This window comes from Ruegeria sp. E8, from assembly GCF_056533985.1.
In genome coordinates this window covers 1-14,502 of sequence record NZ_JBQFOY010000010.1, presented here as the reverse complement: position 1 = coordinate 14,502, position 14,502 = coordinate 1, and the positions used below count along the sequence as shown (strand labels likewise).

Here is a 14,502-nt window from a genome sequence, read left to right as displayed (position 1 = left end):
GGTAGTGGTAGGCCACGCAATAGGAGGCCAAAGTGACATTCACGCGATACGCGATCTATTTTGCGCCACCCACGGGGGCAGAGTGGACGAAATTTGCAACCAGTTGGCTGGGTTGGGACATGGAGACCGGAACGCCGGTGGCGCATCCGCTGATCCGGGACATCGACGTTGCTGCCGTCACGGAGGTGCCGCGCAAATACGGGCTGCACGCGACACTTAAACCGCCCTTCAGACTTAGCGAGGGCCAAACATTCCACGCCTTGCACGCGGCTTGCGGTTCTCTTGCCACCAACCAACCCATTGTCACGCTGGATGGTCTCGAAATTGCCCGGCTCGGCCGCTTTCTGGCCCTGCGGCCACTGGGCGAGACGCAAGCATTGAATGGTCTGGCCACTGCATGCGTTCAGGAATTGGACAGTTTTCGCAGCCCAGCGACCGAAGCTGAACTGACCCGCCGTCGCGCCGCCGGGTTGACCCCGGAACAGGACGCCAATCTGGTCCAATGGGGCTATCCTTATGTGTTGGATGCGTTTCGCTTTCACATCACGCTCAGCGGCAAGCTGGACAAGCCAACGCTCAGGGCGACTCAGAAAGCGCTGCAAACCCATCTGGCCCCGTTGCTGCCGCGACCCTTCCAGATCACCGATCTGGCCCTGATGGGTGAGGCCGAGGATGGACGGTTTCACCTGATCCATCGCTACGCGCTTTCCGGTTGAAGTTGCGACAGAATCTCGGCAACCGTGCCTTCCAGTGCGCCAGAGTTGTCGACTTCGATGACCCGGTTCAAACCGTCAGGTAAAGGCGCTTTGGCACGACCCATCCGCCGTGCTTGTTCCGCTGCGCTTTCCCGCCCCCTTGATGACAGGCGCTGCGCCAGAACCTCGGCCTCCGCAGTCAGGGAAATCACGATCAGGTCGCCAAACACCTCCTGTGCCTGCACCAACATCGCGCGAGAAAGGTTGACCAGAACGGCGTCGGCCTTCTGCCGCTGCTGCGCAATCGTGTTCGGCACACCGTAGAACAGCCCATGCGCAGACCAACTCAGCGCAAAGGCCCCTTCACGTTCCATCTGCTGGAACTGCTCAACCGAGACCCGGTCGAAATCCTCACCCTCTTCGCCTTCGGGGCGGGTGATCACACGCCGCAGGCGCTGGACGCCCGGGGACACGTCAACCAACGCTTGCATAACGCTGTCTTTGCCAACACCCGAGGGGCCGACAACAGCTATGACCGGAGCTAGCGTCATGCAACCAACACCGGTGTGAAGTCCGAGACATTGACCTCGCGGTCACAGATCCGCTCACGTGCGTCGAGATCGTGGAAAATCCCAACAATCGCCGCGCCTCGGTGCTTTGCCTCTTCGATCAGCGATAGAACGGTTTCCCGGTTCTGCGCATCCAGACTTGCCGTCGGCTCATCCAGCAACATCGCCGGATACTCATGCGCAAAGCCGCGCGCAATATTGACCCGTTGCTGTTCACCACCAGAAAAAGTCGTCGGGCTCAAAGTCCACAAACGCTCTGGAATGTTCAACCGTCTCAACAACCCGGCTGCCTTGCCCAGAGCCGCGTCCTTGTCACAACCCACCGCCAGCAGAGGTTCCGCCACAACCTCCAGCGTCGGCACCCGAGGGACAACCCGCAGGAACTGACTGACATAGCCTAACGTGTCGCGACGCAGTGACAGGATTTGACGCGGCTCAGCCTTGGCCACGTCCAACCCCCCGACCAGCACCTGACCAGAGGCCACCAGATAGTTGCCGTAGATCACCCGCATCAGCGTCGACTTGCCTGCACCGGACGCCCCCGTCAAAGCAACACACTCCCCCGGTTCAACCTTCAGCGACGCACCTTCCATTACCGGGATCACGGCGCTGCCCTGATTATGCAGGGTGAAGCATTTGCTTACATCGATCAGTTCAATCATCGCTTCATCTTTTCCCAAATACTCAAACCTGCAGAACGCTGGACACCAGCAACTGCGTATAGGCGTGTTGCGGGTCGTCCAGCACCTGATCGGTCAGCCCGGCCTCGACCACATGGCCGCTCTTCATCACCATCAAGCGGTCCGCCAACAGACGCACCACCGCCAGATCGTGCGTCACGATGATGGCGCTCAGCCCCATCTCGCGCACCAGCCCGCGCAGCAAATCCAGCAGGCGCGCCTGAACAGAAACGTCAAGTCCTCCGGTCGGCTCATCCATGAACACCAGCCGAGGGCCTGTCACCAGATTGCGCGCGATTTGCAGGCGCTGCTGCATCCCACCTGAAAACGCACTGGGGCGATCATCGACACGGGAGGCGTCAATCTCGACCCGGCCCAGCCAGTCGATCGCCTTGTCCCGAATGTCGCCATAGTGCCGGTCGCCCACCGCCATCAGCCGCTCACCGATATTGCCGCCTGCGCTGACTGACATTCGCAGCCCGTCGCGCGCGTGCTGATGCACGAACGCCCAATCAGTGCGGCTCAGCATCCGGCGTTCGGGCTCGGACATGGTGACCGTATCCACCGGCCCGTCGACGCGGGTATCAAAGATCACCTGCCCGGCATCAGGCTCCTGATGTCCTGCCAAACAGTTCAGCAAGGTCGACTTGCCCGAACCACTTTCACCGACGATCCCCATCACTTCTCCGGGGTAGAGATCGAAATTCACATCCGCGCATCCGATCTGCGCACCATAGCGCTTTTCGATGCCTTTGACCTGCAACAGGGGGGTCATGCCGCGTCCTCCTCGGCCAGTCGGCCCACATGGCCCGCCTCGCGGCGTGACCGGCAATAATCGGTGTCAGAGCAGACAAACATCCGGTTGCCTGCGTCATCCATGATCACCTCATCCAGATAGCTGTCCTCGGCCCCGCACAGGTCGCAGGGATGATTGGCCTTGGTGGCCTCAAACGGGTAATCCTCAAAATCGAGGCTCACGACCTTGGTATGCGGGGGCACCGCATAGATACGCTGCTCACGTCCGGCACCGAAAAGCTGAATCGCATCCATCTCAAGCTTTGGATTGTCGAATTTCGGGATCGGAGACGGGTCCATCACATACCGGCCAGACACTTTCACCGGATAGGCATAGGCGGTCGAGATCGCCCCATGCTGGCTGATGTCCTCATACAGTTTCACATGCATCAGACCATATTCCTCGAGGCTGTGCATTTTGCGCGTCTCGGTCTCGCGCGGCTCCAGAAAGCGCAAAGGTTCCGGGATCGGCACCTGATAGACGATGATCTGGTCTTCACGCAGCTTTGCCTCGGGGATGCGATGGCGGGTCTGAATGACCGTAGCCTTTTCCGTCTCTTCCGTGGTCGCGACCCCCGCGGTGTTCTCAAAGAACTTGCGGATCGACACTGCGTTGGTGGTGTCGTCTGCGCCCTGATCGATCACCTTAAACGTATCCTCGGGCGTCAGCGTCGCCGCCGAGACCTGAACGCCGCCCGTACCCCAACCATACGGCATCGGCATCTCGCGGCTGGCAAAGGGCACCTGATACCCCGGCACGGCCAATCCTTTGAGGATCGCCCGACGGATCATCCGCTTGGTTTGCTCGTCCAGATAGGCGAAGTTATACTCGCTCATGACGTGTTTTTCCTCATAGTAACTCAAACGGAGACCTGTTTTATGTCTGATGTTTCCACTGGCGAAATCATTGTCATCCTAGGCGCACTCGCGTTCGTTTTTTACATTTGGCGACTGCCATCGCGAAAACGGCTGAACCGGCCAAGACAGGAATCTCACAACACCTCGACAGGCATTTGGGTCGGAGGTGACAGTGATTCCGGAGGCGGAGATTGTGGAGGTGGTGGCGACTAAGCCGTCGGTCATATTTCTGATTTCAGGCAAATACTTTGCTTCAATCATATACGTTTCAGGACAATTCTTTTCCTGTGACAGAGCTGATTGAGATACGCTGCGCTCAATCATAACACCCCCCGCGCAATCAGCGCGGCCTCAAAGGCTTCCGGATCGGTGAAATGGATGCCATCCATGCCAACGGCGCGCGCGCCTTCGACGTTGTGCAACCCGTCGTCGATGAAAATACAGTTCTCGGGGGGAAGATCGGCCCGTTCACACAAGCGATGGAAAATCTCTGGCTGCGGTTTCAACAACTTTTCCTGCCCGGACACGACCGTCACGCCGAAAACGTCGCCCAATTCCGGATGCGCGCCTACGCCAACAGGCCAAGTTTCGGCAGACCAGTTGGTGATCGCGTGAACCGGATTGCCCTGCTCTTTCAAACGATAGAGCACCTGCCAGGTCCCCTCGATCTTGTGCGGGACGGTCGTGGCATAGCGTTCAACGTAAACATTTAGACGCCGTCGGTCTTCGGCGTCCTCCAGTTCAGCTGCCAGATCAGCGAACATCTCGCCGCCGTCGGCGCGCAGGTTGCGATCCTGGAAATCGATGCGGGTCAGAAACTCGGCCACGGCCTCGCGGCTGCCCATCTCGTCCAACCAGGCCAGATGCGGATCCCACCGGATCAGAACGTTTCCGATATCAAAAACAACGGCCTTCATTCTGCGGCCTCCTTTAGGGTAATGCGCTCTTCGGCCTCGCTACGCAGTTTGCGGACCAGTTCCAGCTCGGATTGGAAATCGACGTAATGGGGCAGTTTGATATGTTCGAGGAAACCTGTGGCCTGAATGTTGTCCGCGTGGCTTAGAACAAATTCTTCATCCTGCGCAGGCGCGCCCAGATTGTCTTCGCCCAGCTCTTCCCACCGCAGCGCCCGATCGACCAGGGCCATCGCGATGGACTTTCGTTCGGATTGACCAAAGACCAGACCATAGCCGCGCGTAAACTGCGGCGGTTCAGTCTTGGAGCCCGTGAACTGGTTCACCGTCTCACACTCGGTCAGTTCAACCTCACCGATATCAATGGCAAAGCCCAGTTCGGGGACGTCCATTTCAACCGCGACCTTGCCGATGCGCAGTTCACCTACAAAGGCGTGGTTACGGGCGTAACCCCGCTGGGTGGAATAGGCCATGCCCAGCACAAAGCCTTCGTCCCCACGGGTCAGCGATTGCAGGCGCAGGGGCCGGTTGGCCGGAAATTCCATCGGTTCACGAGTCAGATCGCCCGGGGTTTCATCGCTGAATGGTTCATCCTGAATGATGTCATCGCCCTTCAGGAATTCGGTAATGTGCGGCGTGGGCTCCTGCCGCGCGGGGCCTTCGGGTGCCTTGGGTGTTTCACCATCTGCAGCCAGTTTGAAGTCCAGCAAACGGTGTGTGTAATCGAAGGTCGGCCCCAGAACCTGCCCCCCGGGCGCATCCTTAAACGTGGCCGAGATCCGGCGGTCGCACGCCATCTCACCGGTTTCAACCGGGTTGGAATAGCCAAAACGCGGCAGTGTCGTGCGATAGGCGCGGATCAGAAAGATCGCTTCGATCAGATCACCACGTGCCTGCTTGATGGCCAGCGCGGCAAGATCGGGGTCGTATAAGGACCCTTCGGCCATGACCCGGTTCACCGCCAGGCTCAGCTGTTCGCGGATCTGTGCAAGACTCAGCTCCGCCACATCTGTCGCGCCCCGGCGTTCTTCGGCCAGCCACGCATGGGCATTCTCGATGGCTTTTTCGCCCCCTTTGACAGCAACATACATCGCTTAGTCCTCTGCCCTGATCTGCGTGCTGCGCGGCAGGGCCGCGACCTTGTCACCGCAGGTAAAGAAGAAATCACACCCCAACGGATAGAGCGTCGCATTGCCCTGAAGCGCCAAGATATCCGGCAGAGACAACCGCGCAGTGCCCTTGATCCCCGGGCCACTCAGAACCGCGCCGCGTTGCTCAAGCTGCTCACACTCGACAATCAGGGTCGCTGAACGATCCGGGTATTCCGGCGTTCCGATACGATAAGCGTTGAGCGGACCCAGCGCGTCCCACGTACCAACCGCGAAATCAGCTTGGTCGGCAGACACAATCGGCGCACCTGTGTGAAAGGTCAGCCATTTACGCACAGCATCGGAGTCGGTGACGCCAGCCAGATGCACCTTTGTTTCGGGATCGCACAGCGTCAGCAGCAGCGTGCCGGCCGACACGGACAGGGGCGCAGGTGGTTCACTGCCCGTTAAGTCGCGGATTTCACCCGGGCGCGCCATGACAGTCATGGCCGCGCGGAAAGCATGGGCGGCATCGATCGGTGCATTGCGGAACCCGCCAGAAAATTGAGTTTGCGCGTTCATCAATCCTCTCCCCGGACCATAGTGAAAAACTCGACCTTGGTGGCTGCCGCTTTGGCTGCGCGGGCGGATTTAACCGCGTGCATCTGCTGTATCAGCGGGTTGATCACCTGCGCCCGGATCACGTCTGCCGCTGGCGTCTGCATCAGCGCGTCGATCAGCGCCGCCGCCTCGGCCTTGGGTTTCGAGCGGCCCTGCACATAGCCATGCCCGACGGTGCCGTCCTCAAGCAGCAGCGAACAGCGGGTGACGGACATTTCGCCCAGATTGAAGGACACGCCGGTGCCGCCAGTGCGCCCCCGCACCATCACACCACCCACCTCGGGGCTACGGAGCCATTCGAATTTCGGGCGGTCTGCAACACCTTCCCAAAGTTTCATCACGGCATCCTCGGGCGCACGGGCCAGCAGGCCCATCCATTCCTTGCGCGCAGCGGTCGCGGTTTCTGTCTGATTTGTCATCAAAGCCTCTTGGCCGGGTTGTCTACATGAACTATACAACTAGACAAATATTAACCTTAAGGCTTCCGAGTCGCAATCTGCAACTTCGTGAAGATTTAATGACATGAGCAAAACGCCGATCTGGAAAAGTATCGCCCTGAGCCTGACCTCGGACATCGCCGAAGGCCGGTATCAGACCGGAGACCGCCTGCCGACCGAGGCCACGTTGGCCGCCGCGCATGGCGTCAATCGCCACACGGTCCGGCGTGCCCTGTCAGAGATGGCCGAACAGGGACTTGTTCACGCCCGGCGCGGGGCAGGCGTATTCGTCGCCGCACGGCCCACCGATTACCCGATTGGCAAGCGGGTGAGGTATCACAAGAACATCTCGGCCAGCGGCAAGATCCCCGGCAAGAAGATCCTGGCCCTGACCACCCGCGCCGCCGATGAGGCCGAGGCCGAGGCATTAGGCCTGGCCTCTGGTGACCCGGTGCATGTCTATGACGGTCTTTCGCTGGCCGACGGGCAGCCCATTGGCCTGTTCCAGAGCGTCTTTCCCGCGGTTCGCTTCCCCGATCTGCTTGAGGTCCTGTCGGACACCCAATCGGTCACCAAGGCGCTGCAAGGCTGCGGTGTTGCGGATTATACCCGTATCTCGACTCGGCTGACCGCCCGCGCAGCGACCGCCGTGCAGGCGCTGCACCTGCAACTGACCGAAGGCGCGCCTGTTCTGTGCTCGGTCGGCATCAACGCCGACCCCGAGGGGCAGCCGGTGGAATATGGCAGAACCGTTTTTGCCGGGGAACGCGTCACCCTGACCCTGAACGAGGACTGAAACCGCAGGCTCTCCCGCCCATCTTCAACCTCCTTGCGGAGGTCTCATCCCGTTGGGCGTAGCGCCGCGCCTTGCGCGGCGCCGGGCCCAAAGCCGCCAGAGGGGGTCGGCGCAGCCGATGCACTTGCGGGTGCGGGAGGCCGCCCTGCCGACAAAAGCGACGGGTTTATTCGTATTTCTCCAGAAAGGTCTCGGCGCTCAGCGCGCGAAAATCCGGCAGGGCTTTGCGCAGGCGGGCGTTATCCCAATCCCACCAAGCCAGCGCCATCATCCGGTCTGCAACACCTTGGGGAAAGCGGCGACGGATCGGTTGGGCCGTGACCCCTCCAACAATTGTATAGGGCGGCACGTCCTTGGTCACCACCGCGCCTGAGGCCACGATCGCGCCATGGCCAATCGTCACTTCGGGTTTGATCAGCGCGGCGTGGCCGATCCAGGTATCGTGGCCGATACAAGCCATCCGGCTGGCGCGATGCGCGAACCAGTCGGCGTCGTCCGGCTCACCCTCCCAATAGCTAGCAGACCGATACAGGAAATGATGCAGCGAGGCTTTCTCCATCGGGTGATCCGTGGCCCCGATCCGGGTAAAGCTGGCGATATTGGCGAATTTGCCGATCTGCGCGTTGGCGATGTCGCAGGTCCGGTCGCAATAGGAATAGTCTCCCCAAGCGGTATTGGCGAGGCGGCTGCCCGCGCCGATCTCAACATATTCTCCGAACGTGCTGTCGGTGATCTGGCAATCGGGATGGATGAACGGCTGATCGGAACGGAGGCGCGCCATGGTCTTGATCGTCCTTGTTTTTAAATCACGGCAGCAGCAACGGCTTGGCCTGCAGATCGCGCGGTTTGCGCTTTTTGCCGGTCTCGCCCTGAATCAGGCGCTTGCGCAACCAGCCCGAGAGCCAGTCCATCAGCATCACCATCAGGATGATCAGGACAATGTAATAGGCGACCTCTTCCCAGTCCTTCTGCGTAATGATCGCCTGCGTCAGCAGCAGACCTATACCGCCGCCAGTGATCGCGCCGATCACAGTGGCGCTGCGCGTGTTGGATTCGAGGAAATAGAGAAGCTGGCTGAGCAGAACCGGCGTGATCTGCGGGATCACGCCAAAGCGATAGCGCTGCGGCGCGTTGGCCCCGGTCGATTGCACACCTTCGATCTGCTTCTGATCCACATTTTCCAGCGCCTCCGAAAAGATCTTGCCGAACGTACCCGTATCCGTCACGAGGATAGCCAATGCGCCGGTCAGCGGTCCGGGACCAAAGGCACGGGCCAGTACGACAGTCCAGATCAACGCATCCACGCCGCGCACGAAATCGAATACACGACGCGTCGCAAAGCGGACGGATTTCATCGGGTTGAAATTGCGTGTTGCAAGGAAGGCCAGTGGCAGGGCGACCATGGCCGCGCCCAGCGTGCCCAGAAACGCCATCAGGATCGTTTCAAAGATTGCCCATGCCACGTCTTGATGCCGCCACATCTTGTTGGTCCAGAAATCATTGAAGATTTCGCCCGCTTCACCCGACGCGGCGCGCCCGACAAGATCCGGGAATGACTGTCCGTAATAAGGACTGTCGAGCGTGAACCAGAACAGCTCCCACCCTGTGAAATAGCGGAACACTTCCGACCGGTTCCGGGTGACAGTCAAACGCCCTGCGTCAGTGGTCACAGCCAGCCGGTTCTTGGACACATTGATCCAGTCCGGCACCTCTCCGTCGGGTAATTCCGCCTGCACGCCTGCGGTGCGCGTGGGCGTCGCACGGATAGTGCCGTAGCCGGGAATGTCATATTCCACCTCCTCAGGACCAAAGCGCACAACATGACCATTTTCGAGGTCAATCACCGTTGTCTCGCTCAGCGTTACCCAATCCGGGGCCTGACCTTCGGGATATGTGCCTTTGCGCTCGCCCTCAATCGCGGCTGAGACTTCGCCGGAGCGGTTGTCCCGCTCGATATGGGTTTTGTAGCTGTAGCTGTCGGAAACCAGCGTCTTGCCATTTTCCCAATTGGCCCGCGCAGCGAGCCCTGGCACGTCGAAGGCAAAGAAAACGTAGACCAGATAGGCAAGCACCAAAACGGGCAGGCCGAAATTCGTAATACGTTTGCGGCTGAACAGACGGTCTGCTTCGGCCTTGAGCTGATCGACAGTCAGATTGGTAGCGAAAGTGCTCATGCCGAGGCTCCTTTTTCCGACCCGTGGGTCAGACGGTCGCGCAGATAGCCAGACAGCTGGTCGACGACCACGATCGTAACGAAGAGAAGGATGAAGATGGCAGCAGCCTCATCATAACGCCCCTGCCCCCAGGACATGGCGTTGCGCAACTCATAGCCCAGACCGCCGGCGCCCACGAACCCAAGGATGGCCGAAGCGCGGATATTGATCTCGAACCGCAGCAGCGCATAGCTGACGTAGTTCGGTCCGACCTGCGGGATCACGCCCAGATACATGCGCTGAGACCAGTTGGCACCGACGGATTGCAACCCTTCGACCGGCTTGAGCGAGACGTTTTCGTTGACCTCGGAAAACAGCTTGCCCAACGCGCCCGCTGTGTGGATCGCAATTGCGATCATTGCAGGCACCGGGCCACCGCCCAGAATGAAAATCAGAACCAGCGCGATAACGATCTCGGGGATCGCCCGGAAGACATCCGAGATACGGCGGAACAGAGGGATCAGCGACGGCCAATAGGCCATGCCCCGCGTGGACATCAGTGACAGAAACGTGCCCAGAATCGTCCCGACCAGTGTTGCCGCAGCCGCAATGTTCAGAGTCTCAACAAGAGCCGGGAAGAACTCGACAAGATTCGCCGGCATCTCGGCGATCTTTTCCCACGCCTCTGACAAAACCTCGGCCGGATAATCAAAAATCCGGTGCCAGCCGTCGATGAAACTGCCCGCATTGCGGCTGTCGGCTGTGCGGAACCCTGCGGCCATCATGGCCACGAACAGGATCAGAAGGATACCACCATAGACCCTCTTGCGTCGCGCCATCGCGGTATAGTCGTCGCGGATCTGATCGACGGTCGAGGACCCTGCAGTCAGGTCTGTCATGGAATGCTCCTGAGTGGTAAAACGGGGTCCGGCTTTGTCCCGGACCCCGCGTATCGTCCTGATTTAGTTGGACTTCAGCTTGCGTGCTTCGATGATGACTTCGTAGGCGTCATGTGTGATCGGGTCGAAGCTTTTGGCTTCGCCCGCGGCCACACCGTAGAAGCACTCCTGATCTTTCTCGCTCAGAGTGTCCCACAGCTCGGTCACTTTGGCTTTGACGTCTTCAGGCAGGGCTTTGCGAACCACGACCGGACCTTCCGGGATCGGCTTGGATTTCCAGATCTCGACCATGTCGTTCATATCGACCAGACCGGCATCCACGGCACGGCGCAGAGCGCCCGACTGGTAACCGTCTTCCCATTCGCCCAGACCGTCGGCCCATGTCACACCGCCATCGACGTCGCCGTTGTTGACTGCGACGATGGTCTGCTCGTGACCGCCGGTGAACTTAACTTCACCAAAGTAGTCGCCCGAATCCATGGTGGCACCGGTGGCCGCAGGGATTTCAATCGACGGGATCAGGTAGCCCGAGGTCGAGTTCGGGTCGCCAAAACCAAAGGTCTTGCCCTTCATGTCTTCCAGCGAGCTGATGCCGCTGTCCTTGCGGGCAAATCCAACCGAATAGTAGCCATAGCCACCATCGGTATTGACCTTGACCAGAACCGGCTCGACCGCTTCGGGATCGCTCAGGTAAGTTTTCGCGTAACCCGAGGCACCCAGCCATGCCACGTCGATGGTGCCGCCCAGCAGGCCTTGGATCACACCGTTATAGTCGGCAGGCGCAAACAGTTTGGCCGGAACGCCCAGAGCCTCTTCGGTGTAGACGCGCAGGCACTCGTTGTTGTTCAAACGGTCCTGAGCGTTCTCGCCGCCCAGAATGCCGATACGGAATTCGCTGATGTCCTGAGCCATGACCGGGGCCGCAAGCGTAGTGGTGGCTGCCAAAACAGCAATCAGTTTTTTCATCTGTCTCTCTCCAGTTTGATTACCCCGGTCTTTCATCGGACCGGGCGATGAAAGGGGGTTGGTGGCTCAGACGGTCGCTTCCGCTTCCATCAGGGCCTTCTGGGTGGCGTCCAGAGTTTCGATCTCGGTCGATGTCGCCTCTTCCGAGAAGCTGGCATCGGCACCATAGATTTCGCGGGCCACGCCGGTCGTCAGTTGCTCGGGCAGGCCGTCGAACACGATGCGCCCGTCACGCATCCCGACCACGCGGTCGCAGTAGCGGCGCGCGGTATCCAGCGTGTGCAAGTTGGCGATGACGGTGCGGCCATCCTCTTCGTGGATACGACGCAGCGCCTGCATCACCACCTGAGCGTTCATCGGGTCCAGCGAGGCGATGGGTTCGTCCGCCAGAATGATCTTGGGGTCCTGCATCAGGGCCCGCGCGATGGCGACGCGCTGTTGCTGACCGCCCGATAGGGCCTCGGCCCGTTTCGGCGCGTGCTCGGCGATGCCCAGACGGTCCAGAATGTCGATGGCGCGATGGATTTCATCCATCGGGAACAGGTTGAACATGGTCGCCAGTGTCGAATGACGGTTCAGCGTCCCGTGCAGCACGTTCGACACCACATCCAAGCGCGGCACCAGATTGAACTGTTGGAAGATCATCGCGCAGTCGGCCTGCCACGCGCGTTTGTCACGACCCTTCAATTGGGTCACATCGCGGCCTTCGAACAGGATTTCACCGTCGCTGGCATCCGTCAGACGGTTGATCATCCGCAGCAAGGTTGATTTGCCTGCACCAGACCGCCCGATAATCCCGATCATGCAGGGCTTGTCCACGTCCAACGTCGCGGAGTCCACAGCAGTATTGTCGCCAAAACGTTTGGTTAGTTTCTTGATCCGAAGCACAGGCTACCCCCAATTCGTGTTGGCGGTCAGCTACAGATGCCATTCAACGGATATGTGTCAGCGCAGTGAAAGTTTTGTAACGACCCTGCGGTTGCAGGGGCTATCCATCCCTCTGCCCCACAGGTATACGCATCCGCGACTCTTCAGCTGATACGAGGCCAACATGAGCTTTGACCGCACCATCAAGATCGCTCCGTCGATCCTGTCCGCCGATTTCGCCAATTTCGGGCAAGAGATTCAGGCCATCGAAGCGCAGGGCGCCGACTGGGTTCATGTGGACGTGATGGATGGCCATTTCGTCCCGAACCTGACCTTCGGCCCACCGGCCGTCAAAGCCTTTCGTCCGCATGTAAAGACGGTGATGGATGTGCATCTGATGATCACGCCGGTCGACCCCTATATCCAGGCTTACGCCGACGCAGGTGCCGATATTCTGACTGCGCATGTCGAGGCAGGGCCGCACACGCACCGCACGTTGCAGGCCATCCGGGCAGCAGGTATGAAGGCGGGTGTAGCGCTGAACCCCGGCACACCAGCAGAGTCGGTCGAACATCTTCTGGACCTGACCGATCTGGTCTGTGTGATGACCGTGAACCCCGGTTTTGGCGGCCAGAAGTTCATCGACATGACCAGCAAGGTCCGCAAGCTGCGCCAGATGATCGGCGACCGCCTGGTGCATATCGAAATCGACGGTGGCGTTGATCCGCAGACCGCGCCACTGGTGGCAGCCGCAGGCGCCGATGTTCTGGTCGCAGGGTCTGCGGTTTTCAAAGGCGGATCGGTTTCCGATCCCAAAGTCTACGGCGAAAACATCCGCGCAGTTCGGGCTGCGGCAGAAAGCGCGCTCTAGGCCATCTGCACACGCGCCGTTTGCAGAAAGCGCGAAATCTCAAGCCCGAGGCTGGCTTCTATCGAAATCGCCAGATCCGGTTGTTTCCGGAGTTCTGCATTCAGCTCGGGCATGTCCCAGCTTATGACACGTGACGGCCCAAGCGCCGTCACGGTCACCGGTGCCGAAAAATCCTGATCCCTGCTCAGAAATGCCGTGCCGCCGAGGAAACGCCCCTCGCCCAGCGTGTCGACAGGATTGCCGTTCATTTCAACGCTGACTTCACCCTCCACGATCAGCGACAGGCGTGGAACGGGGTCGCCCTGCGTCAACAGCCTTGTTCCGGCGGGAACGGTTTTCCAGACGCCCGACTTAAGAAGGTTATACGCGTCACGTTCGCTGAAAGTGCGCAACGCAGTTTCGTACAGATGACGTTCTGTATCGGTAAATGGCACCGGGCGGCGTTCAAGCAACAGCCGAATAATCCAAAAGAAGTTGATACCTGTGAAAAACAGGTTCCAACCGATTGGAGCCCAAAGTGGAGCGGGCTGCAGATAGTAATAGGGCAACAGGATCATCGCCCCGATCACCGATAGAACACGCAGCCAGAAGATATCTCTGACCGAATAGGAAATCAGGTAAAAGACATTCGCCGCGTTCACCAACAAGTCCAAACCCACCATACCATGCCTCGTTTGTTATGCGCGCTACAAATTGCAGCGCGCCTTTAAAGGAGTATGATGAGTTTAGCCGTGCCGTCACCCGGCATGAAAGATTTCTGTGCTTCTCCCAACCGGGAGACAAATATCGAAAAAGGCGAAGGTCTACTTGGAAGACAAACGCTGCTGGAGGGCGGGCTTTTTCGGGTGGCCCGAGTAGCAGGCTGTCAACTTGACCATTTTCTGGGGTTTCGATCCGCCCGTGCGGCTTTCGAATTCCTCATCACCAAGGATCGCCGTCTGCATGTCATCCAGGTCTCTGCTGTGCAGGATGCGTGTGCCGTATTGTACGAATCGAAGTCCAAACATGGTGTTCCCCATCTTTTGACCCGTTGGCGTATCGACCCGCGCGGGGCGGGCATTTGATGCGTTCAAGCGGATATGATTGCAACATGAGAACAAATGGTGTGGTTCGGGACCGACGCTCTTTGTCTCAAGGCTTACATGGGGTCGCTTCTTTATCGATTGATGAAGTCCGGATTAATCCGATGGAGGGCACGCATAGAAAAAGGGCGTCCCGAAGGACGCCCTTTCTTTGGCTATTCGCTTGCGCGAATTACTCGATGATTTTCGAGACGACGCCGGCGCCGACGGT

General features: G+C 59.4%; 18 protein-coding genes. 3 read left to right on the top strand and 15 right to left on the bottom strand.

Annotated features, from left to right (window positions below):
* Positions 1-32 precede the first annotated feature (32 nt).
* A complete protein-coding gene (locus ACR0LF_RS13940) occupies positions 33-716 on the top strand; it encodes a DUF1045 domain-containing protein (RefSeq protein ID WP_480580833.1) in 684 nt (227 codons plus the stop codon).
* Here ACR0LF_RS13940 and phnN read toward each other — a convergent pair.
* The 8 genes from phnN to phnG form a co-directional block, all read right to left on the bottom strand.
* Positions 698-1,246: a phosphonate metabolism protein/1,5-bisphosphokinase (PRPP-forming) PhnN gene (gene phnN, locus ACR0LF_RS13935; RefSeq protein ID WP_480580835.1), complete on the bottom strand. Its 549-nt coding sequence runs from the start codon at positions 1,244-1,246 to the stop codon at positions 698-700. The two genes, ACR0LF_RS13940 and phnN, sit on opposite strands and share 19 nt — an antisense overlap.
* Complete coding sequence (gene phnL, locus ACR0LF_RS13930; RefSeq protein ID WP_480580837.1) at positions 1,243-1,926, bottom strand: phosphonate C-P lyase system protein PhnL; 684 nt, start codon at positions 1,924-1,926, stop codon at positions 1,243-1,245. The genes phnN and phnL overlap by 4 nt, the downstream gene beginning before the upstream one ends.
* A gap of 22 nt (positions 1,927-1,948) precedes the next feature.
* A complete protein-coding gene (phnK, locus tag ACR0LF_RS13925) occupies positions 1,949-2,719 on the bottom strand; it encodes a phosphonate C-P lyase system protein PhnK (protein ID WP_480580839.1) in 771 nt (256 codons plus the stop codon).
* The gene (locus ACR0LF_RS13920) at positions 2,716-3,576 is read right to left on the bottom strand and encodes an alpha-D-ribose 1-methylphosphonate 5-phosphate C-P-lyase PhnJ (protein WP_480580841.1); all 861 of its coding nucleotides are present in this window, start codon (positions 3,574-3,576) and stop codon (positions 2,716-2,718) included. The genes phnK and ACR0LF_RS13920 overlap by 4 nt, the downstream gene beginning before the upstream one ends.
* Before the next feature lie 341 nt (positions 3,577-3,917).
* Complete coding sequence (locus ACR0LF_RS13915) at positions 3,918-4,514, bottom strand: HAD family hydrolase (protein ID WP_480580843.1); 597 nt, start codon at positions 4,512-4,514, stop codon at positions 3,918-3,920.
* Complete coding sequence (locus tag ACR0LF_RS13910; protein ID WP_480580845.1) at positions 4,511-5,602, bottom strand: carbon-phosphorus lyase complex subunit; 1,092 nt, start codon at positions 5,600-5,602, stop codon at positions 4,511-4,513. The genes ACR0LF_RS13915 and ACR0LF_RS13910 overlap by 4 nt, the downstream gene beginning before the upstream one ends.
* 3 nt (positions 5,603-5,605) lie before the next feature.
* Positions 5,606-6,181, bottom strand: a complete 576-nt coding sequence (gene phnH, locus ACR0LF_RS13905; RefSeq protein ID WP_480580847.1) for a phosphonate C-P lyase system protein PhnH — start codon at positions 6,179-6,181, stop codon at positions 5,606-5,608.
* A complete protein-coding gene (gene phnG / locus ACR0LF_RS13900) occupies positions 6,181-6,639 on the bottom strand; it encodes a phosphonate C-P lyase system protein PhnG (protein ID WP_480580849.1) in 459 nt (152 codons plus the stop codon). Before phnG ends, phnH begins: the two co-directional genes overlap by 1 nt.
* Positions 6,640-6,742: 103 nt before the next feature.
* On the opposite strand from phnG, the gene phnF reads away from it, so the two are divergent.
* Positions 6,743-7,453, top strand: coding sequence for a phosphonate metabolism transcriptional regulator PhnF (gene phnF, locus ACR0LF_RS13895; RefSeq protein ID WP_480580851.1), 711 nt, complete (start codon positions 6,743-6,745; stop codon positions 7,451-7,453).
* A 166-nt stretch (positions 7,454-7,619) separates the two neighbouring features.
* Here the strand turns inward: phnF and ACR0LF_RS13890 are convergent, their stop codons facing one another.
* The 5 genes from ACR0LF_RS13890 to phnC all read right to left on the bottom strand — a co-directional run bounded on the left by ACR0LF_RS13890 (position 7,620) and on the right by phnC (position 12,359).
* On the bottom strand, positions 7,620-8,234 hold the full coding sequence (locus ACR0LF_RS13890) for an LbetaH domain-containing protein (RefSeq protein WP_480580853.1): 615 nt from the start codon (positions 8,232-8,234) through the stop codon (positions 7,620-7,622).
* Positions 8,235-8,259: 25 nt separating this feature from the next.
* Positions 8,260-9,627, bottom strand: a complete 1,368-nt coding sequence (gene phnE, locus ACR0LF_RS13885) for a phosphonate ABC transporter, permease protein PhnE (RefSeq protein ID WP_480580854.1) — start codon at positions 9,625-9,627, stop codon at positions 8,260-8,262.
* Entirely contained in the window at positions 9,624-10,505 is an 882-nt protein-coding gene (gene phnE, locus ACR0LF_RS13880; protein WP_480580856.1) for a phosphonate ABC transporter, permease protein PhnE, read from the bottom strand. Before phnE (ACR0LF_RS13880) ends, phnE (ACR0LF_RS13885) begins: the two co-directional genes overlap by 4 nt.
* A 63-nt stretch (positions 10,506-10,568) precedes the next feature.
* A complete protein-coding gene (gene phnD, locus ACR0LF_RS13875; protein ID WP_480580858.1) occupies positions 10,569-11,471 on the bottom strand; it encodes a phosphonate ABC transporter substrate-binding protein in 903 nt (300 codons plus the stop codon).
* A gap of 66 nt (positions 11,472-11,537) precedes the next feature.
* Complete coding sequence (gene phnC, locus ACR0LF_RS13870; protein ID WP_480580860.1) at positions 11,538-12,359, bottom strand: phosphonate ABC transporter ATP-binding protein; 822 nt, start codon at positions 12,357-12,359, stop codon at positions 11,538-11,540.
* 163 nt (positions 12,360-12,522) lie between these two features.
* On the opposite strand from phnC, the gene rpe reads away from it, so the two are divergent.
* A complete protein-coding gene (gene rpe / locus ACR0LF_RS13865) occupies positions 12,523-13,209 on the top strand; it encodes a ribulose-phosphate 3-epimerase (RefSeq protein ID WP_480580862.1) in 687 nt (228 codons plus the stop codon).
* Here the strand turns inward: rpe and ACR0LF_RS13860 are convergent.
* Both ACR0LF_RS13860 and ACR0LF_RS13855 read right to left on the bottom strand, forming a co-directional pair.
* Complete coding sequence (locus ACR0LF_RS13860; RefSeq protein ID WP_480580864.1) at positions 13,206-13,871, bottom strand: Crp/Fnr family transcriptional regulator; 666 nt, start codon at positions 13,869-13,871, stop codon at positions 13,206-13,208. The two genes, rpe and ACR0LF_RS13860, sit on opposite strands and share 4 nt — an antisense overlap.
* 141 nt (positions 13,872-14,012) lie before the next feature.
* The gene (locus tag ACR0LF_RS13855; RefSeq protein ID WP_480580866.1) at positions 14,013-14,216 is read right to left on the bottom strand and encodes a hypothetical protein; all 204 of its coding nucleotides are present in this window, start codon (positions 14,214-14,216) and stop codon (positions 14,013-14,015) included.
* Between the last annotated feature and the right edge of the window lie 286 nt (positions 14,217-14,502).

What these genes read in the sequence shown, in the direction of transcription:
- ACR0LF_RS13860 (WP_480580864.1), bottom strand. Translation starts at nt 13,871, where the DNA reads ATGGTGGGTTTGGACTTGTTGGTGAACGCGGCGAATGTCTTTTACCTG.
- rpe (WP_480580862.1), top strand. Translation starts at nt 12,523, where the DNA reads ATGAGCTTTGACCGCACCATCAAGATCGCTCCGTCGATCCTGTCCGCC.
- phnH (WP_480580847.1), bottom strand. Translation starts at nt 6,181, where the DNA reads ATGAACGCGCAAACTCAATTTTCTGGCGGGTTCCGCAATGCACCGATC.
- phnG (WP_480580849.1), bottom strand. Translation starts at nt 6,639, where the DNA reads ATGACAAATCAGACAGAAACCGCGACCGCTGCGCGCAAGGAATGGATG.
- phnE (WP_480580856.1), bottom strand. Translation starts at nt 10,505, where the DNA reads ATGACAGACCTGACTGCAGGGTCCTCGACCGTCGATCAGATCCGCGAC.
- phnD (WP_480580858.1), bottom strand. Translation starts at nt 11,471, where the DNA reads ATGAAAAAACTGATTGCTGTTTTGGCAGCCACCACTACGCTTGCGGCC.
- phnE (WP_480580854.1), bottom strand. Translation starts at nt 9,627, where the DNA reads ATGAGCACTTTCGCTACCAATCTGACTGTCGATCAGCTCAAGGCCGAA.
- phnF (WP_480580851.1), top strand. Translation starts at nt 6,743, where the DNA reads ATGAGCAAAACGCCGATCTGGAAAAGTATCGCCCTGAGCCTGACCTCG.
- ACR0LF_RS13855 (WP_480580866.1), bottom strand. Translation starts at nt 14,216, where the DNA reads ATGTTTGGACTTCGATTCGTACAATACGGCACACGCATCCTGCACAGC.
- phnK (WP_480580839.1), bottom strand. Translation starts at nt 2,719, where the DNA reads ATGACCCCCCTGTTGCAGGTCAAAGGCATCGAAAAGCGCTATGGTGCG.
- phnN (WP_480580835.1), bottom strand. Translation starts at nt 1,246, where the DNA reads ATGACGCTAGCTCCGGTCATAGCTGTTGTCGGCCCCTCGGGTGTTGGC.
- ACR0LF_RS13890 (WP_480580853.1), bottom strand. Translation starts at nt 8,234, where the DNA reads ATGGCGCGCCTCCGTTCCGATCAGCCGTTCATCCATCCCGATTGCCAG.
- ACR0LF_RS13915 (WP_480580843.1), bottom strand. Translation starts at nt 4,514, where the DNA reads ATGAAGGCCGTTGTTTTTGATATCGGAAACGTTCTGATCCGGTGGGAT.
- ACR0LF_RS13920 (WP_480580841.1), bottom strand. Translation starts at nt 3,576, where the DNA reads ATGAGCGAGTATAACTTCGCCTATCTGGACGAGCAAACCAAGCGGATG.
- ACR0LF_RS13910 (WP_480580845.1), bottom strand. Translation starts at nt 5,602, where the DNA reads ATGTATGTTGCTGTCAAAGGGGGCGAAAAAGCCATCGAGAATGCCCAT.
- phnL (WP_480580837.1), bottom strand. Translation starts at nt 1,926, where the DNA reads ATGATTGAACTGATCGATGTAAGCAAATGCTTCACCCTGCATAATCAG.